Genomic DNA, 20750 nt, shown 5'->3' with positions numbered 1-20750 from the left:
GTGGAGGGAACCAGATGAGTTTTTTTAAACGGTTGAAAGAAAGTGTTGCCAGTAAGACTGAATCAGTCACGCAAAAATTTATGTCCGGCTTGAGCAAAACAAGTTCATCCCTCGTCGGGGCGATGAACGATTTGTTCACGGGCCGCAATAAGATTGATGAAGAGTTGTATGAAGAGCTGGAAGAAATCCTCATCAGTGCCGATGTTGGTGTTAAAACAACCATGGACCTGGTGGAACGGCTTCGTGAGGAAGTAAAGGAGCGAAAGGTAAAGGACCCGTCCGAGCTTCAGCCCCTGCTGTCTGAGATGATCGGCGAGATGCTCACCAGGGAGGAGCAGGCCAATCAGTTGACCATGAACCAGGAAGGCTTGACCGTCATTTTGTTTGTCGGGGTTAACGGTGTGGGCAAAACGACAACGATCGGGAAGCTGGCCCATCATTTCAAGCAAGAGGGCAAAAAAGTGGTACTGGCTGCTGGAGACACGTTCCGTGCTGGTGCGATTGAACAGTTGGAAACCTGGGGGCGCCGTGTCGGTGTCGATGTGATCAAACACCAGGCAGGGGCTGATCCGGCAGCGGTTATCTATGATGGCATCCAAGCGGCTAAATCAAGGAAAGCGGACATTCTTTTATGTGATACCGCTGGCCGTTTGCAAAATAAAGTGAACCTGATGGAAGAGCTGAAAAAAATTCACCGGGTTGTACAGCGGGAGGTCCCTGGTGCTCCCCATGAAGTTCTGCTGGTGCTTGATGCCACCACAGGACAAAATGCTTTGATTCAAGCCAGGCAATTTGGAGAAGCAGTCAACGTATCCGGCATTGTTTTGACCAAGCTGGACGGTACAGCTAAAGGCGGAATTGTGGTTTCGATCAGCCATGAGCTGCAACTTCCGGTCAAGTTTGTCGGACTGGGGGAAAAAGCGGATGATCTCCAGGAGTTTGATTCAGAGCAGTTTTTGCACGCGATGTTTAAGGATGCCATCGAACAGGAAGAAGTGGAGGCTTGACCACTCTCCACGCATGAATGCGGGGGATTCTTGGGTAATCCCTTCGATCGAAGAGAAGTTTACCGAGCTAACCCCGTGAGCCCCACGGTTTAAAGAGAATTTAGTTGCTACTTCTCAGGCCAGACTTACTGCCTGGTTTTCGCTTTTCAGTCTGGCCAATCAGGTACGCATAGCATTTTACATGCAAGACGATTGGCTTCCACAACCCGATATACTATCCACTTTTCAAAGAGTAACTTAGGTAAATATTAACAAAAGAACATGTGTTTGTAAATCAGTTTATCTTATCAAGTAAAAAACCTTGACAGATGATTTTTTCTTCGCTATAGTATTAACCTGTAAAGGCAAACGCCTTGACGGTGTCGTGAGAGGTGACTCCTGTGCTGGAGCAAACCACTGAAATGAACCTTCTCTATGATTTCTACGGCCTGTTGTTGACGGAAAGACAACGGACATTGCTGGAACTGTACTATCATGATGATTGGTCACTCGGTGAGATCGCCGAGCACCAGGGCGTTTCGCGTCAGGCCGTATTTGAAGCGATCAAGCGGGCTCAAGCCACGCTGACAGATCTTGAGGAGAAACTGGGTTTACTGCAAAAGCATCTGAAGCGCCAGAAGATCGCTGAGGAGTTGCTGCAGCGTTTAGAAGAGATGCCGGAAGCACGAGCAATTGTTAAACCGTTTGTCAGTGAGCTGGTAGACATAGATTAACAGGTTGAAATAGGGAGGTGGCACCATGGCATTTGAAGGATTATCCGAACGACTGCAAGCCGTCATGCAAAGGTTGCGCGGAAAAGGCAAAGTGAGCGAGGCGGACGTGAAAGAGGCGATGCGGGAAGTTCGTCTGGCCCTCCTTGAAGCGGACGTCAACTTTAAGGTGGTAAAAGAGTTTGTTAACAACGTCAAAAAGCGGGCCATCGGACAAGAAGTGCTCAAAAGCTTAACCCCTGGTCAGCAAGTGATCAAAGTAGTGAATGAAGAGCTGACGCAACTGATGGGGGGAGAGCAGAGCAAGCTTGTTCAAGCCAGCCGCCCGCCAACCAAAATCATGATGGTGGGGTTGCAAGGTGCCGGTAAAACGACAACCTCCGGCAAGTTAGCACGTTATCTGATGAAGCAAAACCGACGCACCCTGTTGGTAGCGGGTGACATCTACCGCCCGGCGGCAATCAGGCAATTGGAAGTGCTGGGGAAAGATCTGAATACACCCGTCTTTTCCCTTGGTGACAAGGAAAGTCCGGTAAAGATTGCCAAACAAGGGGCGGACAAAGCGAAACAAGACGGGTTTGACTATGTAATCATCGATACGGCGGGCCGTTTGCACATCGACGAAACGATGATGGACGAACTGAAGCAAATCCGCGATACCATCCAACCGGATGAGATTTTGCTCGTCGTCGATGCGATGACCGGTCAGGATGCCGTCAATGTCGCCGAGAGCTTTAACCGTGAGCTCGGTTTAACAGGTGTGGTACTGACCAAGCTTGACGGGGATACTCGCGGGGGGGCTGCCCTCTCAGTCAAAGCGGTCACAAACTGTCCGATCAAATTTGTCGGTCTGGGTGAAAAAACGGATGCCCTGGAACCTTTCTATCCGGATCGAATGGCTTCCCGCATCCTGGGGATGGGTGATGTCCTCACGCTGATCGAAAAAGCGCAATCTGCAGTAGATGAGGAAAAAGCCAGAGATCTGGAACGGAAGATGCGTACGCAAACACTCACTTTTGAAGATTTTCTCGATCAATTGCAACAAGTGCGCAAGATGGGGCCGCTCGAGGATATGCTGTCTATGCTTCCCGGTGCCGGCCAGATCAAAGGACTGAAAAACCTGCAGGTGGATGAAAAGCAACTGGGCCGTGTGGAGGCGATTATCCGCTCCATGACTCCCAAAGAAAAACTTCATCCGGAGATTATTAACGCCAGCCGCCGCAAACGCATCGCACAGGGAAGCGGCACTACGGTACAGGATGTAAACCGTTTGCTCAAACAGTTTGACGATATGAAAAAAATGATGAAACAGTTCTCAGGAATGACAAAGGGTGCGAAAAAGAAAAAGCGGGGTTTCCGTTTCCCGTTTATGTGATAGATCAATCGTTATCCTGTTGAGGAGGTGAAAGGTATGGCAGTAAAGATTCGCTTAAAACGTATGGGTGCGAAAAAAGCTCCTTTTTATCGTGTGGTTGTAGCTGATGCCCGCTCTCCTCGCGATGGCCGCTTTATTGAGGAGATCGGATACTACAATCCGCTTACCGAGCCGGCGCAAGTGAAAATCGATGAAGATAAAGCGCTCAAATGGCTTTCAAATGGTGCACAACCATCTGATACCGTCCGCAATTTGTTCCGCCGGGAAGGTATCCTGAAAAAAGTGCACGAAACGAAATACCAAAAATAATGGTTTTTTGAACGGATGGCCGGAGGGTCGAAGATGAAAGAACTGATTGAATTGATTGCTCAGTCTCTGGTAGATCATCCCGAGCAGGTAAGCGTGAAAGAACGAATCACAGAGCGGGCTGTCGTCTATGAATTATCCGTGGCAAGTGAAGATATGGGCAAAGTGATCGGAAAACAAGGGCGGGTCGCCAAGGCGATTCGTACCGTTGTCAACGCGGCAGCGTTGAAGGAGAACAAGCGTGTATGGGTCGAAATCGTTTAATGTTTATAGTGACAGGGGAGGATGTGGATGAGCTCAGCTGAATATTTACATGTGGGACGACTGGTCGGAACCCATGGCATCCGCGGAGAAGTTCGCGTTCTCTCTGATACCGATTTTCCCGAAGTGCGGTTTGCACCCGGAAATCAACTCCTTCTTTTGCATCGTGATTTATCCGATCCTCTCCCGCTGACCGTGGAGAAATGCCGCACCCACAAATCCGCTTATTTGCTCAAGTTCCATGAGTGGGACAACATCAATGAAGCGGAGCCGTACAAAGGCGGAAAGTTAGTTGTTTTGAAAAGCGACTTAGCTCCTGTCGATGAAGACAAAGGGGAGTTCTATTTCCACCAGATCATCGGTTGTCGGGTGATGACAACAGATGGTGACATGCTCGGGACAGTGAAAGAGATTTTGCCGTACCCTGCCAATGATGTGTGGGTGGTTCGTTCAGAAGAAAACGGAAAAGAAATCCTTATCCCCTATATTGAGGATATTGTGAAAGAAGTGGACACAGAAAACGGGCGGATCATGATCGAGTGGATGGAAGGTTTGGGATAATATTGGCCAAAATGAGATTTGATGTGTTAACCCTTTTTCCAGAGATGTTTCAGGGTTTCCTGAATACCAGTATCATCAAAAAAGCATATGAAAAGGGGTTAGTGGAAACCTCGGTCATCAACTTTCGGGACTTTTCCACAGATAAGCACCGAACCGTTGATGACACCCCGTATGGCGGGGGTGGGGGCATGGTGTTAAAGCCTGAACCGATCTTTGAAGCAGTGGATTATCTTGTACAAGATCTGCCCGTACGCCCGCCGGTTTTGCTGATGTCACCTCAAGGGGAACCTTTTACACAGCAAAAAGCTGAGGAACTGGCCCGTTACTCGCATCTCATCATTCTGTGTGGACATTACGAGGGATATGATGAGCGGATTCGCGAGCATGTGGCGACTGAGGAAATTTCCATCGGGGACTATGTACTCACTGGCGGAGAATTACCCGCCATGGTGGTTATTGACAGCGTGAGCCGTCTGATCCCCGGCGTCCTTGGCAATGAAAACTCAGCCACGCTCGATTCCTTTTCCTCCGGGTTGCTGGAATATCCACAGTATACGAGACCTGCCGAGTATCGCGGGTATCGTGTGCCGGATGTCTTGCTCTCCGGACACCATCTTCGCATCGAACAGTGGCGCCGCCGGCAAGCGTTGCGGCGCACGTGGGAAAGGCGGCCCGATCTGCTTCAGACAGCACCTTTAACTGAGGAAGATCGTGCCTACCTGAGAGAGCTGGAACGGGATTTTGACCGTGATGAGTAATTGTTTTCAATCAGGCCGTGTGTTACAATATTCTCCGTTCAAAAACGTTGATGAAATCCGAAAATGTTTGAAGATCATCTCTTAACGGAAGGAGGTACTATCATGCATCCAACTCTTCGTGCAGTTACCGAAGGACAACTTCGTCAGGACATTCCATTGTTCCGTGCGGGTGATACCCTGCGCGTTCACGTGAAAGTAAAAGAGGGACAACGCGAACGGATTCAGGTCTTTGAAGGTGTTGTGATCCAACGCCGTGGCGGTGGTGTGTCCGAAACTTTCACTGTTCGTAAAATTTCCTACGGAGTCGGTGTGGAACGTACTTTCCCGCTTCATTCCCCGCGTATTGATAAAATTGAAGTGGTTCGCCGCGGTAAAGTGCGCCGTGCGAAACTGTTCTACCTGCGTAAACTCCGTGGTAAAGCAGCTCGAATCAAAGAAGCACATCAAAAATAGGGCTGAAAGTTTATCATTGGACGAAGGGCTTGAATCTCAAGCCCTTTTGTCGCATGTTTCGTTTGAAAGATGCTGAGAGTGAAAATGCAGGAGGTCCCCATGAGCACGTTTGCCCCTCGTTCAGAACGATTGCGAAAGCAAAAAAAGTCATTGGGGAAAACAAAGACTTGGGAATGGACCCAGGCTTTTCTACTAGCTGTCGTTCTTGCTATTCTCATCCGTTTATTTATCTTGGAACCTTTTAATGTTTCCGGCCCTTCTATGAAAGAAACGATGCATTCGGGGGACTTGGTAATTGTCAATAAGTTGATCTATAAGTTACGTGATCCTAAACCTGGTGAAGTCATCGTCTTTCATGCCGTAGAACATAAAGATTATGTAAAACGCGTGGTTGCTTTGCCCGGTGAAACGGTAGAAGCGAAAAATAATAAACTGATGATCAATGGAAAAATTGTCAACGAACCATATATATCTGAACATACGCGAACTCAGGATTTTGATATGAGAAAGGTGCCGCCGGGACATGTGTTTGTCCTGGGGGATAATCGCACAGACAGTAGCGACAGTCGCGAATTTGGACCTGTTTCTATGAAAAAAATCATCGGAAGAGCCGATCTTATCTATTGGCCTTTCCAGGATTTTGGATTTTTATGGTAGAAGTAAGGTTGCAATAACAGTGATCAGAGAGCCGGGAGCTTGATTTTCAAGGATGCTTGACAATCAAGCTCTTTTATCAACCAATCTCCAAGCAAATTTTGGATGAAGCCCTGTGAACTTCTTGAAATGGGAAATCGTTCACAGGATAAATAAGCAGGTGACAACAGATGAGTATACAATGGTTTCCGGGACATATGGCGAAAGCCCGCCGTCAGGTAGAAGAAAAATTAAAGCTGGTCGATATTGTGTTTGAGCTTTTAGATGCACGCTTGCCTCTTTCCAGCCGCAATCCCATGATTGATGACCTGGTCAAACACAAGCCGCGTTTACTATTGCTTACCAAGTGTGATCTGGCGGATGAACGGGGAAATAAGGCGTGGTTGGACTTTTTTCATTCGCAGGGGATGAGTGCTCTGCCTGTGGACGCAAAAACGGGAAAAGGTGTAGGCCAGATTCAGCCAGCCAGTGAAAAACTGTTGCAGCCTTTATTTGCGACAAGAGAGAAAAAGGGGATCCGTTCCAGACAAGTGAGGGCCATGGTGCTGGGAATCCCCAATGTCGGGAAATCCTCCTTGATTAACCGCTTAGCGAAACGGACTGCCGCTGTTACGGGAGATCGTCCGGGGGTGACCAAAGCGCAGCAGTGGATTCGGATTGGTAAAACGATGGAACTATTGGATACCCCGGGAATCCTGTGGCCGAAATTTGATGATTCCGAGGTCGGGTTGCGTTTGGCGGCGAGTGGTGCCATCAAAGAAGAGATATTGCCGCTGGAGGAAGTAGCTCTTTATGCAGTGAATTACCTGTCTGACCGATACCCTCAATTTCTCGCGGAACGGTACAAACTAAAAGATCTTTCTCTCTCAGGGGTTGGATTATTGACGGAAATCGGGAAGAAGCGTGGCTGTTTGCAAAAGGGCGGAGAGATTAACTTTGAAAAAGTGGCTGAGATCCTGTTAAATGATCTTCGTTCCGGCCGGATCGGGAAGGTTACGATGGAAATGCCCGGGGATTGGCATTCGGACGGGGGAGTTGAAGCTGATGGGCAAAACGATTCGTGAACTGAAAAGGTGGCTGGAGCAGGAACAGCCAGTTCTTTCACAGAAGATGTTAGATGAACTTCTTGCTGATTCACGGGTTGGGGTTCGCAAAATGGTGCAGTCTTATTTGAAAGAACAGGAACGCCAACAAAAAGAAGCCGCCCGCTTAGAGGCGTTGTGGCAGATGGAGCGGAAGTGCCAGGAAAAAGGATATAAAACAATTGCCGGTGTGGATGAAGCAGGTCGGGGGCCATTGGCAGGCCCTGTGGTTGCGGCGGCGGTTGTCCTTCCATCAGATTTTGACGTGACGGGTTTGAATGATTCCAAACAATTGTCAGCAGAAAAAAGAAATCAGCTGAAAAGGCGGATTGAACAGCAGGCGGTCTCCATTGGTGTTGGAATCGCCGATGTTGAATACATAGACAAATATAATATCCTGCAAGCAACTTACCACGCAATGAGATTGGCATTGGAACAACTCACTCCTGCGGCGGAATTTATCTTGGCAGATGCTGTACGGATTCCGGGCATTTCCATACCGCAAGAAGGGATTGTCAAAGGAGACTCTCTCAGCCACTCGATTGCTGCTGCTTCTATCATTGCGAAAACAACGAGAGATGAGTGGATGGCCAAAGCAGCTGAAAAATATCCGGGATACGGTTTTGACCGCCATATGGGTTACAGCACGCCGGAACACCTGGAAGCATTAAAAAAATGGGGGCCAAGCCCTATTCATCGCCGCAGTTTTGCACCTGTTCGGGATTGTTTAAAATCTCAAACCCTTTAAGAACTGTTGAAGGGGTGGGCCATATGAGTGGAGACCGGCGCAAGCAAGTAGGAAAAGCCGGGGAAGATGAGGCGGCACAATACCTGTTAAAGAAAGGATGGGAAATCCTGGACAGAAATTGGTCGAGCCGGTTGGGGGAGCTCGACATTATTGCCAGGAATAGAGAACAAGTCGTTTTTGTTGAAGTGCGCACAACCAGCGGAGCACGCTTCGGATTTGGGTTTCAGTCTGTTGACATCCGCAAACAGCAAAAAGTGCGTCGCTTAGCTTTGCAATACCTTCAACAAAAACGGTTAGAACATGTGCCAGTACGTTTTGATGTTGTTTCTGTACTGTTGGATCGAAACAGGGTTCCGGTACAAATGGACCATATTGAAGCAGCATTTTGAGCAAATAATAAACCATGGGGCCGGTTGGACCACATCGGCCTCATGGTTTAATTTATCCAAACATTTGGATGATTAGAAAAAATATTTAAAGGTCGTAAGATGGAAGTAAGAGATGATCAGAAGTTTTCCAAGAAGACCAAAACGAGCCTTCCGATCAAAAAGGCTCGTTTTTATGGTAAGAGATACAATAACCTCAAATTAACAGATTGAACAGATTGGGGTCATGATTGATCTCGATATAGGGGAATCCTTTTTGCTTCATCCGTTTGATGAGCGGCTGGTAATCTTCTTTGTGTTTCAGTTCAATCCCCACCAGGGCGGGTCCGTTATCCTTGTTATTCTTTTTCGTATATTCAAAGCGGGTGATATCATCCGTTTTGCCCAGTACATCATCTAGGAACTCACGGAGCGCCCCGGCACGTTGCGGGAAGTTGATGATAAAGTAATGTTTTAAACCTTCATAGATCAAAGAGCGCTCTTTGATTTCCTGCATGCGGTCAATGTCATTGTTACCGCCGCTGATGACGCAGACAACGTTTTTTCCCTTGATCTGTTCTTTATAAAAATCCAGGGCGGCAATGGGGAGCGCCCCGGCCGGTTCAACCACAATCGCATTTTCATTGTACAATTTTAAGATTGTTGTACATATTTTTCCTTCAGGGACCAGGATGATGTCATCCAGCAGTTCCCGGCAGACCTGGTAAGAAAATTGTCCGACTTGCTTGACGGCCGCACCGTCTACAAATTTGTCGATACTCTCCAGTGTAACCACCTTGCCGGCTTCAAACGACCTCTTCATCCCGGGGGCTCCGGACGGCTCTGCACCAATCATCTTTGTCCCGGGGTGAATGCTTTTTATGTAAGAGCTGATCCCGGCGGCCAATCCCCCGCCCCCAATGCTTGCAAATACATAGTCAATCTCTTGCTCCATGTCGTTCATTATCTCCACACCAATCGTCCCTTGTCCGACAATGGTGCGGTAATCATCAAATGGATGGATAAACGGCATCTGCTCTTTGGTACTATATTCTTTAGCCTGTAAAAAAGAATCATCAAAGGTATCACCGGATAAAATCACTTCGACAAAGGGGCCACCGTAGTGCATCACTTGTGAAACTTTTTGTCTGGGGGTTGTCGCAGGCATAAAGATTTTTCCTTTAATTCCCAGCAGCTTGCAAGAATAGGATACTCCCTGTGCATGGTTTCCGGCACTAGCGCACACAACCCCCCGCTCAAGTTCATCAGCAGACAAGCTTCTTATGGTGTTATAGGCTCCCCTTATTTTAAAAGAACGTACCACTTGAAGATCTTCCCGCTTCAAATAAATATTGCAATCATAAAAATCTGACAGGAGCTGGTTTCGCTGTAACGGGGTTTTGACGATTACATCTTTCATCGCCTGATTGGCGATGATAATATCTTCAATTTTCACTCTGCTCATGAATTGAACTCCGCTCATCCCTGCTCTCATCCTTTAACCGATATAATTAGTAGATTATTTTAACATATTCAGATGCAAATGGGTTGCTTTTTTTGTAAAAACTTATTATCATCGCGTGGAGTTTAGTAGATAAATGGAATTGGGAATATTCTAATGGATGGATCAGGACAAAATGAATGTAAATTCTGTTTTATGAAGATTTAAAAAAGGGGGAAATGCAGTGGAGGAGCTTCGTTATCCAATCGGCCGATACAAACAAGCTGAGAACATCACGGCTGAACAAAGGGAGACATGGATCGAGGAAATGAAGATGATACCCGAGATGCTTGCTCAAGCGCTGGAAGGGTTAACAGATGAACAACTGGACACACCGTACCGACCGGGAGGATGGACACTGAAACAAGTGGTCCATCATCTATGCGACAGTCACGTGGTCAATTACACACGGTTTAAATGCGGTCTCACAGAGGAGAATCCTATGACAGCCTCTTTTAATATCGATGGATGGGCCAGCCTGACAGATGCCAACGAAGCACCGATTTCTGTATCGATCCAGTTGTTCAGTGCCCTTCACCATCGATGGTATTTATTGTTGCAATCTTTAACGGCCGATGATTTTTCAAAAACTTTTCGCCACCCGAGAAGGGGAGTGCAAAGATTGGATGAAGCCTTAGGATTATATGTTTGGCACGGGAAACATCATATCGCACATATTACTTCTTTGCGTAAAAGAATGGGATGGTAGAGTCAGTTATTAAAACATAAAAATCACAAGCGGCGTCCGGCGGAGTGCAGTTGGACGCCCTCATTTTTAAAGCCGGGGCATTTCATCGGTGATGAAGATTGCTTCTTTAAAAAGTAAGGCAACCTCTTTGGATATTTGTAAAATATCGGCATTTGATTTTTCCTGAGTCAGCAGGTGATCAATGGCGCCAAGACACATCCCGTAGAGGGCGGAGATGGCCAAATCCCGATTGACATTCCGGCAAAGTCCTTTTTCCATGCTCCAGGTGATGTCAAATTCTAAACGCTGAAACAACTCTTGCATGATTTTTTCCCACACTTTATTTGCTTCCGGATCTGTGTGGCGGATCTTTTTTAGTACTGTCATCACATCTCTGTGCCTGTCGAAAGTGAACAGAACATTGTAAATGCTGTTGAACGTCCGTTGATAGATGCTTTTTTCGCTGGAAGGGGGTTTTTGGTAGCGAGTGGTGATCATTTCATATACTTCGTTTGCCTGTTCAAGCAAAACATCCAATTTGGAATTGTAGTACTGGTAAAAAGTGCCGTAGCCCAAATCGGCAAAATCCATAATCTCCTTTACGTTCGCCTGGTGAAAGCCTGTTTTTAAAAATATTTTCATGGCCGCCTGGCGGATGGCATTCTTCGTTCTCTCTCTTCGGCGATGTTGTCGATTGGGTTTCATATTCATCTGATCTGCCCCCCCTGATTATTCTTTCTATTGACAATAATATATGATTATATGACAATTATTATAAAATGACATTTATGTCAGTAATGATATATATTATATTATCGCAATTTAATAATAATAGTCAAAGTAGCAATCAGGTGGTAACGAAGGAGGAACCGGCATGGATTTTGCTTTCTCCCCCAGGGTGAAGGAATTGCAACGCAGATTGGAACATTTTATGGAGAGCGTAGTGTATCCCAATGAGAAAGTTTACGAAGAACAGTTAAACAGGCAAGCAACCCGGTGGGAGAGTCCGCCGATTATGGAAGAAATGAAGGCGAAAGCACGGGAAGAAGGATTGTGGAACCTGTTTTTGCCGGACAGCCGGTATGGTGCCGGGCTGAGTAATCTGGAATATGCTCCTTTGTGCGAGGTGATAGGGCGTTCGGTTATTGCTCCCGAAGTCTTTAATTGTGCGGCACCTGATACGGGGAATATGGAAGTTTTGCACCAGTATGGGACAACAGAGCAAAAAAACAAGTGGTTAAAACCCCTCCTTAATGGAGAGATTCGGTCATGTTTTTCGATGACTGAACCGGATGTCGCTTCGTCAGATGCTACCAATATGCAAACCCGGATTGACCGGGACGGCGGCGAATATGTGATCAGCGGCCGGAAATGGTGGTCGTCTGGTGCCGGGGATCCGCGCTGCCAATTTGCCATTGTGATGGGCCTTTCCAATCCGGATGCCCCGAGGCATGAACGTCATTCCATGATGATCGTGCCACTGGATACTCCCGGCGTTGAAGTGATTCGGACTACTCCCGTCTTCGGTTATGATCATGCGCCTCACGGACACGCGGAAATTGTGTTTAACCAGGTCCGGGTGCCGAAAGAAAACATGATTTGGGATGAAGGTAAAGGGTTTGCTATTGCTCAGGGCCGCCTGGGACCGGGCCGCATCCATCATTGCATGCGGCTCATCGGAGTAGCGGAACGGGCTTTGGCGATCCTCTGTCAACGGGCGCAGAAGCGGGTCTCTTTCGGAAAATTTCTTGCGGAACAGGGCGTGATTCAACAATGGATCGCGGATTCCCGTATCGAAATTGAGCAAGCCCGCCTTTTAACATTGAAAGCAGCTTATCTGATGGATCGTGTGGGGAACAAAAAAGCACGCAAAGAAATTTCCATGATCAAGGTGGTGGCGCCGAATGTAGCGTTAAAAGTACTGGATCGGGCGATCCAGGTGCTCGGAGCTGCCGGTGTGTCAGATGATTTTCCGCTTGCCATGCATTGGGCCAATGCCCGTACACTTCGTATTGCTGATGGACCGGATGAGGTGCATCGTATGTCCGTAGCCCGATTGGAGTTAAAGGAGCAGTCGCAGCGCGGGTAATCTATCACGGGAAAAACAATGGAGGGAATCACATGCATATCAATGATTTGTTCAGTTTACAGGGGAAAACGGCTATTGTTACGGGGGGCGGTCGCGGATTGGGAGAGCAGATCTCCATTGGGCTGGCGGAGGCGGGAGCAAATGTGGTGGTATGTTCGCGAAAGATCGAAGCCTGTCAAAAGGTGAGTGACCGGTTAAAGGAGCTGGGAGTTCAATCCCTCGCCCTTCCCTGTGATGTTACTGATCCGGCCGCGGTGCAACAAGTCGTGGAAAAAGCGGCTGAGACATTTGGAGGCATCGATATATTAGTCAATAACAGCGGAGTGTCATGGGGAGCTCCCGCTCTTGAAATGCCGTTGGAGAAATTTAAAATGGTGATGGATGTAAATGTAACCGGCACTTTTTTGATGTCTCAGGCGGTGGGACGGAAGATGGCCGAACAGCGGTCCGGAAAAATTATCAATATTGCTTCTGTTGCCGGATTGGGTGGAACAGATCCCCGGATTCTGGATGCGATCGGATACCACGCCAGCAAAGGAGCGGTAATCGCGTTCACCAAAGATCTGGCTTGTAAGCTGGCTCCATATGACGTCCGTATAAATGCCATTGCTCCCGGCTTTTTCCCAACCAAAATGTCAAAGGCAATTTTGGAGTACAGGGGGAAAGCGATACTGGAACAAACACCACTCAAACGGTTTGGCACTGAGCATGATCTGAAAGGGGCTGTTGTCTATTTGGCATCGCCTGCCTCCGACTACGTTACCGGTCATGTGCTGGTCGTTGATGGTGGAACGCAGGCAATGTAAACGAAGAATCGATGGAGAGGAGAAGATAAAACATGGCTGATATCAAAAATATTTGTGTAATTGGAAGCGGTTCCATGGGACATCAAATTGCAATGTTATGTGCATTGGGCGGTTTTCAAACCATTTTGCAGGATATCGAAAAACAGGCACTGAAGCAGGCCGAAGCAAAGTTGCATGACCGTATGGCTGACTGGGTACGCAAAGGAAAGGTTTCTCAAGAAGCCAAAGAAGCAGCGTTTTCCCGTCTTGCGTTTACCACAGACCTGGAAGAAGCAGCAAAAGAAGCTGATTTTGTTATTGAAGCAGTGGTAGAAAAGTTGGAGGTGAAACGGGAAGTATTTCGCCGTTTGGATAAAATCGCTCCTCCCCATGCGATTCTTGCCACCAATAGTTCAACGATTGTTAATTCGCTGATCGCTGATGTGACCTCCCGACCGGATCAAGTGTGCAATATGCATTTTTTCTTTCCGCCACTGGTCATGGATTGCGTAGAAGTTGTAATGAGCAGCAAAACATCAGAACAGACAGCACAAATAGCGCTGGAGGTCTGTGAAAAAATCAACCGAACAGGCGTTTTGCTCAGGAAGGAGATTTCAGGCTTTGTCGCCAACCGGATTCTGGGGGCTCTGCAAAGGGAAGCTCTCCAATTGTATGAGCAAGGCATTGCCGACTATAAAGATATTGACTTAATTGTAACCAGGGCACTGCGTCATCCTTTGGGGCCGTTTCAACTCTTCGACCTGTCTGGAATCGATGTAATCTATTATGTGATGAAACAGCAATATGCAGAGACAGGAAATCCTGAAGATCAACCGTCGAAGATAATAGAGGAAAAGGTCTTAAAAGGTGAACTGGGCCGGAAAACGGGCAAAGGTTTTTATGAATATGACGAAAAGGGGCGAATCCGCCAATAAACCGGTCAGCGGCCCTAAAGATGATCATGGTTAAGACACAACTTTTGAAGGACAATTTTTTCCTTAACCGGGTAAGTGGAATCAATGAAGGGGGAAGACACACATGTTGGAAACGGAAATAAAAGTGCGCTTTTGTGAAACGGATGCACTTGGGCATGTCAATAATACCAGTTATTTTATCTACCTTGAGCAAGGGAGAACTGATTTTTTCGAACAGTTGGGAACGCCGATGACTTTGTCCGAATGGCCATTTATTTTAGGACATATTCACTGTGATTTTCTGCGGCAGGCTTACTCCAACCAGCGCTTAATAGTCCAAACCGGCGTGAAACAAATCGGCAATAAAAGCTTTCGCCTGTTTCAATGCATACTGGATGCAAAAAGCAATGAACCCATCGCACAATCGGAATCGGTGATCGTCTATTTTAATTTTGTCAGCCAACGAAGTGAACCGATACCTGATCACTGGCGGCAGAAACTGAAAGCTCATCAAATCTCTTTCACTGATCATCGGTTGGCGGACAAAATGGGAGAGACATGGTAATGGCCGGAGAAACGATTCCGGTGCGTAAGGGAGAAGAACTGGATCCGGGAAGATTAGAAACTTTTTTGCGGGCGCATTTCGAGCTGCCCGAAACTCCACTCAAAATTGAACAATTTTCCGCCGGCCATTCCAATTTGACTTATCTGATTCGCTCGGGAAACTGGGAAGCTGTGTTGAGGCGTCCTCCTCTGGGACCTGTTGCTCCTAAAGCACATGATATGGGTCGTGAATACAAGGTATTGAATAAGGTACATCCGGTTTTTCCCCTTGCCCCCAGACCCCTGATTTACCATGATGACCCGGATGTGGTGGGAGCTCCGTTTTTCCTGATGGAAAGAAGAAAAGGAGTGGTTGTGGACACATCTTTTCCGGCAGGACTGGCTCCCACAGAAGCGAAAGGTCGTGAGTTATCGCAAATGATGGTGGATACGCTGGTCCAGCTGCATGCGATTGATTACCGGGAAACCGGAATGGAGGAGATCAGCAAGCCGCAAGGGTTTTTACAACGTCAGGTGGAAGGATGGATCAAACGCTACCAGCGGGTGAAAACAGATGAAATCACGGGTGTCGATACTCTCACCAGCCAACTGGCGGAACATATACCCGCATCCCCGCAGCCTGCCATTATCCATTATGACTATAAATTGAATAATGTGATGTTTGATTCAAAACTGACAAAAATGGTGGGACTGTTTGATTGGGAAATGGCCACGGTTGGAGATCCTCTTGCTGATCTGGGATGTGCCTTGAGCTACTGGACAGAGAAGAATGATCCGGAATTTTTAAAAAGAGCGTTTGGGCAGCGCCCGGTCACGGTGCTTCCGGGGTTTATGACCCGGGAACAGTGGATTGAAGCTTATGCCAAAAAAAGCGGGCGTGATCTCTCTCATATCCATTATTATCTGGCTTTCGCCTACTTTAAATTGGCAGTTATTTGCCAGCAAATCTATTATCGCTGGAAAAAAGGGCAGACACAGGACGAACGCTTTTCCAGGCTGAGAGATCTCGTTCATGCCCTGATCCAATTGGCCCGGCAATATGCCCATAAATGTTGACCGGAGTGTGAAAAATGGGCAAAATTCATCTTTTATTATGCAAAGAGGAAAAAACGCTTTGCAAACATTGACCGGCAAACCGATTTTATTGTCAAGGAGGAAAAGAAAAAATGTTCAACCGGCATTTTGCCCATTGGCCTCCCTTGTTACCAAAGACGTTAACGGTGTCGTGTACTCCGATTCATGACAATTTATTTGTTACGGCAAGAAGATATCCGGGGAAACCAGCCATTATATATTATGGTGGAATTTTAACTTATCAGGAGCTTGTTGATGAAGTACAAAAAGTCGCCGGGTTTTTACAAAAGCAACTCGGGATAAAGAGCGGGGATCGTGTTGCCATATATATGCAAAATGCCCCCCAGTATGTGGTTGCCTATTATGCTATTTTGCTGGCAGACGCCGTCGTTGTCCCGATTAATCCGATGAATAAGACAGAAGAATTGGATCTTTATGTAAAGGATTGCCAGGCGGAAGTGGCGATTGTCGGGCTGGAACTGTACAATCTGGCGGCTCCGCTGTTACAAAGGGGCAGCTTGCGCCATCTGATTGTCGCCTCCTATTCCTCATATGCCAATCCGGCTTCAGAGGATCAATCACTATGGCCTGAAGAAGTGCAATTGCCGCCGCATAAGGTTGAGGATGCCAATGTAACCGAATGGCTGGATATTTTATCTATGAATCTTAAACCAGAGCAGTCTCAGGCTCAAGCGGATGATTTGGCGGTTCTTCCCTATACTTCCGGAACGACGGGGAAACCAAGAGGCTGTATTCATTTCCACCGTACCGTCCAGGCCAATACATTTGGAGCGGCGGCATGGGTAAACCTGGCTTCCGATTCTGTTGCACTTACCAGTTTGCCTCTTTTTCACGTAACAGGTATGGTGCATTCTATGCATGCACCGATTGTTGCCGGTGGAACTCTGGTAATGATGACACGTTGGAACAGGGAATTAGCCGCAAGGTGGATCGAACGGTACGGCTGTACTCACTGGACGAATATCAGTACCATGGTGGTAGATTTTCTGGCCCAATCAAAAATTGATGCCTATCGCTTAGATTCGCTCTTGTTCGTAGGCGGTGGCGGAGCCTCTCTCCCCGAAGCCGTCGGGAAAAAGCTGTACGATTTGACGGGTTTAAGCTATATAGAAGGATATGGGCTGACGGAAACCATGGCGCAAACCCACTTTAATCCCCCGAATCGCCCCAAATTACAGTGTTTGGGCATTCCTTCGTTTGATGTGGATGCCCGTGTAATTGATATAGAATCGAAAAAAGAACTTGGGCCCGGGGAAGCAGGGGAAGTGGTGGTTCATGGTCCGCAAGTCTTTTCAGGTTACTGGAATCGCCCGGAAGAAACGAAAGAATCGTTTATTGATATTGACGGAAAGCGTTTTTTCCGCACGGGAGACATTGCGAGGTACGATGAAGAAGGATATTTTTTTATCGTGGATCGATTCAAGCGTATGATTAACGTATCCGGGTTTAAAGTATGGCCCACTGAAGTAGAGTCCATCCTGTTCAGCCATCCGGCCGTCCGGCAGGTGTGTGTCGTAGGCACACCAGATCAAAGAAGCGGGGAAGTCGTAAAGGCTTTTGTCATCCTTCAGGATCAACAAGAAACTGAAGTGGACGAAGCAGAGATTATAGAGTGGGCTAAAGAGCGCATGGCTGCTTACAAATGTCCCCGAAAGATCGAATTTGTCCAAACATTGCCCATGACGAGTACCGGCAAAATATTGTGGCGTGAGCTGCAAGAAAGAGAGTTTAAGAAAGTTCGAGACAAAAATAAAACCGAAGAGAAAGAGTGATGGGGAAAATGGCTAACGAACATCTTTTGGTGGATATTGATGGTCAGGTGATGACTCTTACGCTGAACCGCCCGGAAGTTCTAAATGCTTTCAGCAAAGAAATGATATTCAGCCTGCAAGATGTTTTGAAGAAAGCTGAACAGGATGAAAATATTCGGTGTATTGTCATCCGCGGTGCCGGAAGATCGTTTTCGGCAGGCGGAGATGTCAAGCAAATGGGACAGTCAAGCCCGGGAGAGTATTATGAACATATCGGTTATTTGAATCAATTGATAGAGCAAATGACTCGCCTGGAAAAACCCATACTGGCAGTGGTTCATGGTTTTGCGGCGGGTGCCGGTGTCTGTCTGGCAATGGCCTGTGATATGATCATAGCAGCAGAAGACAGCCGCTTTGCGCTCAGTTTTGCCCAAGTGGGTTTAATTTCCGACGGGGGAGGTTTATTCTTTCTGCCACGTACTCTGGGATTGTACCGGGCCAAAGAATTGCTGTTTACCGCTGAGCCGATTTCCGCAGCGAAAGCAGAATCTTGGGGGATGATTAATCGTGTGGTCCCTGCTGAAAAACTGGAATCTGAAGCTGGAGCTCTTGCGCGCCAATTGGCCGGCGGCCCAACCCGGGTGTACGGAAAAATAAAACGCCTTGCCCACCAGGCTCTTACAGCCGATCTAGCCGATATACTGGAAGCGGAACGGGCTGCACAAGCTTTAATGGTTCCTTCTTATGACCATCAAGAAGGGGTTCGTGCATTCCGCGAAAAAAGAAAACCCCATTTTAAAGGCAAATAAAAGAGTGATCTTTCTCTGTTTTATTTGCTCTTATTCGCACTTAATATTCCAGGGGGCTGTTTCATGGAGAAGCTGGAAACATTAGTTTACTATGCTAGGGAAATGCACCAAACAGGATTGGTAAAAGGAACAAACGGAAATGTAAGTGTACGTGATGCCAAGAATAACAGAATGTGGATTACCCCTTCTGCTGTGCCTTATCATTTGATCACCACAGCTGATTTGGTGGCAGTGGATTTAGCAACAGGTGAGGTTGTAGCGGGCGAAAGAAAACCTTCATCAGAAACTCCGATGCACGCCTCCATTTACAGGCTGCGGCCGGATGTTGAAGCGGTTGTGCATACGCATTCCACCTATGCGACGATGTTCGCCTGTGCAGGTGAAGAGATTCCCCCCGTCCATTATTTAATTGCAGAAATTGGTGACCGGGTGCCCGTTGCTGACTATGCAAGATTCGGCTCGGAGGAACTGGCCGAAGAAGCGGTTGCTGTACTGAATGGCGCCAACGGCGCGTTGTTAAAAAATCACGGTGTGATTACAGTAGGAAAAACACTTGCCTCCGCGTATACAAGAGCAGAAATCATTGAAAATGTCGCTCATCTGGCATTTGGCGCACAGATGATCGGTCAATGCCAAATACTTTCCCCTGAACAGCTGGAGGAAACCCGCAGCCAATTTGCTTCCTACTTTGCAGATGCAGATCCGACGAGAGGGAAGGAATGAATTTTGTAACCCAGGGTTGATAAAAGGGAGGCCGTATTCGCGGAAATACAGGCAACGTCAGCCAATGCAGTTTCGTTATTGTTTTTAGACTAAATCGGGAAGTGTGTAAATGATTAAATGGAAAGAAGAAACGTTTAGTCGGGGCTTCTTTTACTGCTTCTTATGAATAAATTTAAAGGAATAAACAAATAGAATGATCAATGTTATTCCGATCACAAAAAAAATAATAAGAGGTAGCATATCATCATCAACTCCTTACCAGGTAATGTGACCAGTAAAAAATATAACATGAAAGATAAAAATTACTTTTAAAAAGGCATAGCTCCTTTTATGGATATTAATAGCTTGCCTTCCATTCGATCTTTTTAATCCAGCTTATAAATACTTCAACATTTACCGTGTTTGAGTTAAGATGATAAGCCAGTATTGCCAGACAGGGATAAAGTTCATAGAACATTCAATGAAACTCTCCCATATGGTCCATATTTTTCCCTTTCTAAGTATACGCGCATTATTTCGATGAATAGATGGAGAATTTGGAATCCAACCTAACACAGGATGATAGTGAGCGTTGCCCGGTATCCTCTTGGGGGCCACGCCAGATGGAATTGAGAAGCCTCCCATTTTAATGGCGATGTAGCTTACAAGCGGGATCATTAAAATGGGAAGAAGCAGCCGGTGGATCAGGCCGGCTGCTTCATATCTTAAACTAGCCTTTTAACAGCGCCTCAATTTGCCTTCTGCATTCGCTTGGCTTGATATTGGAAGCAACCCGTTTAACCACTTCCCCCTTGCGATTTACCAGGAACTTGGTAAAATTCCATTTAATTGCCTTACTCCCCATCAGTCCCGGTGCTTCTTTACAAAGATACTTATACAAGGGATGGGCTTGATCGCCATTCACATCGATTTTTGAAAAGATTGGGAACGTCACGCCGTAATTGAGTGAACAAAACTCAAGGATTTCCGCATCTGTCCCCGGCTCTTGATTCATAAACTGGTTGCAGGGGAACGCCAGAATCTCCAGTCCATCCTCACGGTACTGCTCGTATAATTCTTGCAACTCTTTATATTGGGGCGTAAATCCGCATTTGCTTGCTGTGTTGACGATCAACAGCACTTTTCCTTCATAATCAGACAAGCTTTTCGTTTCACCATTATTCAACACCGCTTCATACTGATAAACCGTCATCTGACTCCCTCTCCTGTCTCATATATAGGTTATGCTTCTCTCAGTAAACAACACAACACGCATTTCTTGCAAGTGGTGTTGCCCCTGTGATCACCATTGTACAGGGGTTTCATAACCAGATTCTTTAAAAATCAAATATAATTTACCCTGCCGTACATGTCCAATTGATTGTTAAATCATATAGCCTGTCTGGATAAAGTTTTAGATGAGGCGGCTAAAAATCGCTTTCGCTGACATAAAGCAAATAGAATCCGCGATTTAATACTTTGCATAAAATTAACTGTTTACAGAAGGTATGTCCCTGTACATAGCGCCTGTTTTCTTTTTTTGACATTTTTTCTTATTTTTTGCAGGATTTT

The 20750-nt window shown here is 46.8% G+C and carries 24 protein-coding genes; 21 read left to right on the top strand and 3 right to left on the bottom strand.

Going from position 1 to position 20750, the window contains the following annotated elements:
* The first annotated feature begins 14 nt into the window (after positions 1 to 14).
* The 12 genes from ftsY (at position 15) to I8U27_RS10170 (ending at position 8304) form a co-directional block, all read left to right on the top strand.
* The gene (ftsY, locus tag I8U27_RS10225; protein ID WP_181751953.1) at positions 15 to 1007 is read left to right on the top strand and encodes a signal recognition particle-docking protein FtsY; all 993 of its coding nucleotides are present in this window, start codon (positions 15 to 17) and stop codon (positions 1005 to 1007) included.
* Positions 1008 to 1378: 371 nt separating this feature from the next.
* Positions 1379 to 1720, top strand: a complete 342-nt coding sequence (gene ylxM, locus I8U27_RS10220) for a YlxM family DNA-binding protein (protein WP_309506129.1) — start codon at positions 1379 to 1381, stop codon at positions 1718 to 1720.
* Between the two features lie 25 nt (positions 1721 to 1745).
* Positions 1746 to 3092: a signal recognition particle protein gene (gene ffh, locus I8U27_RS10215; protein ID WP_181751952.1), complete on the top strand. Its 1347-nt coding sequence runs from the start codon at positions 1746 to 1748 to the stop codon at positions 3090 to 3092.
* A 36-nt stretch (positions 3093 to 3128) separates the two neighbouring features.
* Complete coding sequence (gene rpsP / locus I8U27_RS10210) at positions 3129 to 3401, top strand: 30S ribosomal protein S16 (RefSeq protein ID WP_181751951.1); 273 nt, start codon at positions 3129 to 3131, stop codon at positions 3399 to 3401.
* 33 nt (positions 3402 to 3434) lie between these two features.
* Positions 3435 to 3662 carry a KH domain-containing protein gene (locus I8U27_RS10205; protein ID WP_181751950.1) on the top strand — a complete coding sequence of 76 codons (228 nt, stop codon included), beginning with the start codon at positions 3435 to 3437 and terminating at the stop codon, positions 3660 to 3662.
* 27 nt (positions 3663 to 3689) lie between these two features.
* Positions 3690 to 4220, top strand: coding sequence for a ribosome maturation factor RimM (rimM, locus tag I8U27_RS10200; RefSeq protein WP_181751949.1), 531 nt, complete (start codon positions 3690 to 3692; stop codon positions 4218 to 4220).
* 11 nt (positions 4221 to 4231) lie between these two features.
* Positions 4232 to 4978 (top strand): tRNA (guanosine(37)-N1)-methyltransferase TrmD, encoded by a 747-nt coding sequence (trmD, locus tag I8U27_RS10195; protein ID WP_181752033.1) that lies wholly within the window; start codon positions 4232 to 4234, stop codon positions 4976 to 4978.
* A gap of 102 nt (positions 4979 to 5080) precedes the next feature.
* Positions 5081 to 5431 carry a 50S ribosomal protein L19 gene (gene rplS, locus I8U27_RS10190; protein WP_181751948.1) on the top strand — a complete coding sequence of 117 codons (351 nt, stop codon included), beginning with the start codon at positions 5081 to 5083 and terminating at the stop codon, positions 5429 to 5431.
* A gap of 99 nt (positions 5432 to 5530) precedes the next feature.
* Positions 5531 to 6088 (top strand): signal peptidase I, encoded by a 558-nt coding sequence (lepB, locus tag I8U27_RS10185; RefSeq protein ID WP_181751947.1) that lies wholly within the window; start codon positions 5531 to 5533, stop codon positions 6086 to 6088.
* A gap of 167 nt (positions 6089 to 6255) precedes the next feature.
* Positions 6256 to 7149, top strand: a complete 894-nt coding sequence (gene ylqF / locus I8U27_RS10180) for a ribosome biogenesis GTPase YlqF (protein ID WP_181751946.1) — start codon at positions 6256 to 6258, stop codon at positions 7147 to 7149.
* Complete coding sequence (locus tag I8U27_RS10175) at positions 7130 to 7915, top strand: ribonuclease HII (protein WP_181751945.1); 786 nt, start codon at positions 7130 to 7132, stop codon at positions 7913 to 7915. The genes ylqF and I8U27_RS10175 overlap by 20 nt, the downstream gene beginning before the upstream one ends.
* Before the next feature lie 23 nt (positions 7916 to 7938).
* Complete coding sequence (locus tag I8U27_RS10170; protein ID WP_181751944.1) at positions 7939 to 8304, top strand: YraN family protein; 366 nt, start codon at positions 7939 to 7941, stop codon at positions 8302 to 8304.
* Between the two features lie 193 nt (positions 8305 to 8497).
* Here I8U27_RS10170 and ilvA read toward each other — a convergent pair whose 3' ends face one another.
* The gene (ilvA, locus tag I8U27_RS10165) at positions 8498 to 9745 is read right to left on the bottom strand and encodes a threonine ammonia-lyase IlvA (RefSeq protein ID WP_181751943.1); all 1248 of its coding nucleotides are present in this window, start codon (positions 9743 to 9745) and stop codon (positions 8498 to 8500) included.
* A 220-nt stretch (positions 9746 to 9965) separates the two neighbouring features.
* Between ilvA and I8U27_RS10160 the strand changes: the two genes are divergently transcribed.
* Positions 9966 to 10490 (top strand): YfiT family bacillithiol transferase, encoded by a 525-nt coding sequence (locus I8U27_RS10160; protein ID WP_181751942.1) that lies wholly within the window; start codon positions 9966 to 9968, stop codon positions 10488 to 10490.
* A 66-nt stretch (positions 10491 to 10556) separates the two neighbouring features.
* Here I8U27_RS10160 and I8U27_RS10155 read toward each other — a convergent pair whose 3' ends face one another.
* The gene (locus I8U27_RS10155; protein ID WP_181751941.1) at positions 10557 to 11180 is read right to left on the bottom strand and encodes a TetR/AcrR family transcriptional regulator; all 624 of its coding nucleotides are present in this window, start codon (positions 11178 to 11180) and stop codon (positions 10557 to 10559) included.
* A 163-nt stretch (positions 11181 to 11343) separates the two neighbouring features.
* Between I8U27_RS10155 and I8U27_RS10150 the strand changes: the two genes are divergently transcribed.
* The 8 genes from I8U27_RS10150 (at position 11344) to I8U27_RS10115 (ending at position 19199) form a co-directional block, all read left to right on the top strand.
* Complete coding sequence (locus I8U27_RS10150; RefSeq protein ID WP_181751940.1) at positions 11344 to 12558, top strand: acyl-CoA dehydrogenase family protein; 1215 nt, start codon at positions 11344 to 11346, stop codon at positions 12556 to 12558.
* Between the two features lie 32 nt (positions 12559 to 12590).
* A complete protein-coding gene (locus tag I8U27_RS10145; protein WP_181751939.1) occupies positions 12591 to 13364 on the top strand; it encodes an SDR family oxidoreductase in 774 nt (257 codons plus the stop codon).
* 32 nt (positions 13365 to 13396) lie between these two features.
* Positions 13397 to 14278 (top strand): 3-hydroxyacyl-CoA dehydrogenase family protein, encoded by an 882-nt coding sequence (locus I8U27_RS10140; RefSeq protein ID WP_181751938.1) that lies wholly within the window; start codon positions 13397 to 13399, stop codon positions 14276 to 14278.
* A gap of 103 nt (positions 14279 to 14381) precedes the next feature.
* A complete protein-coding gene (locus tag I8U27_RS10135) occupies positions 14382 to 14822 on the top strand; it encodes an acyl-CoA thioesterase (protein WP_181751937.1) in 441 nt (146 codons plus the stop codon).
* A complete protein-coding gene (locus tag I8U27_RS10130) occupies positions 14822 to 15877 on the top strand; it encodes a phosphotransferase family protein (RefSeq protein ID WP_181751936.1) in 1056 nt (351 codons plus the stop codon). The genes I8U27_RS10135 and I8U27_RS10130 overlap by 1 nt, the downstream gene beginning before the upstream one ends.
* 110 nt (positions 15878 to 15987) lie before the next feature.
* Complete coding sequence (locus I8U27_RS10125) at positions 15988 to 17688, top strand: long-chain fatty acid--CoA ligase (RefSeq protein WP_181751935.1); 1701 nt, start codon at positions 15988 to 15990, stop codon at positions 17686 to 17688.
* Between the two features lie 8 nt (positions 17689 to 17696).
* Positions 17697 to 18476: an enoyl-CoA hydratase/isomerase family protein gene (locus I8U27_RS10120; protein ID WP_181752032.1), complete on the top strand. Its 780-nt coding sequence runs from the start codon at positions 17697 to 17699 to the stop codon at positions 18474 to 18476.
* 63 nt (positions 18477 to 18539) lie between these two features.
* Positions 18540 to 19199 (top strand): class II aldolase/adducin family protein, encoded by a 660-nt coding sequence (locus I8U27_RS10115; RefSeq protein ID WP_181751934.1) that lies wholly within the window; start codon positions 18540 to 18542, stop codon positions 19197 to 19199.
* Positions 19200 to 19908: 709 nt separating this feature from the next.
* On the opposite strand, the gene I8U27_RS10110 is transcribed toward I8U27_RS10115, so the two are convergent.
* Positions 19909 to 20391, bottom strand: coding sequence for a glutathione peroxidase (locus tag I8U27_RS10110; RefSeq protein WP_181751933.1), 483 nt, complete (start codon positions 20389 to 20391; stop codon positions 19909 to 19911).
* Positions 20392 to 20750: the final 359 nt, after the last annotated feature.

Source organism: Paenactinomyces guangxiensis, assembly GCF_016055185.1.
Classification (GTDB): domain Bacteria; phylum Bacillota; class Bacilli; order Thermoactinomycetales; family Thermoactinomycetaceae; genus Paenactinomyces; species Paenactinomyces guangxiensis.
This window is presented reverse-complemented; position numbering and strand designations above follow the sequence as displayed.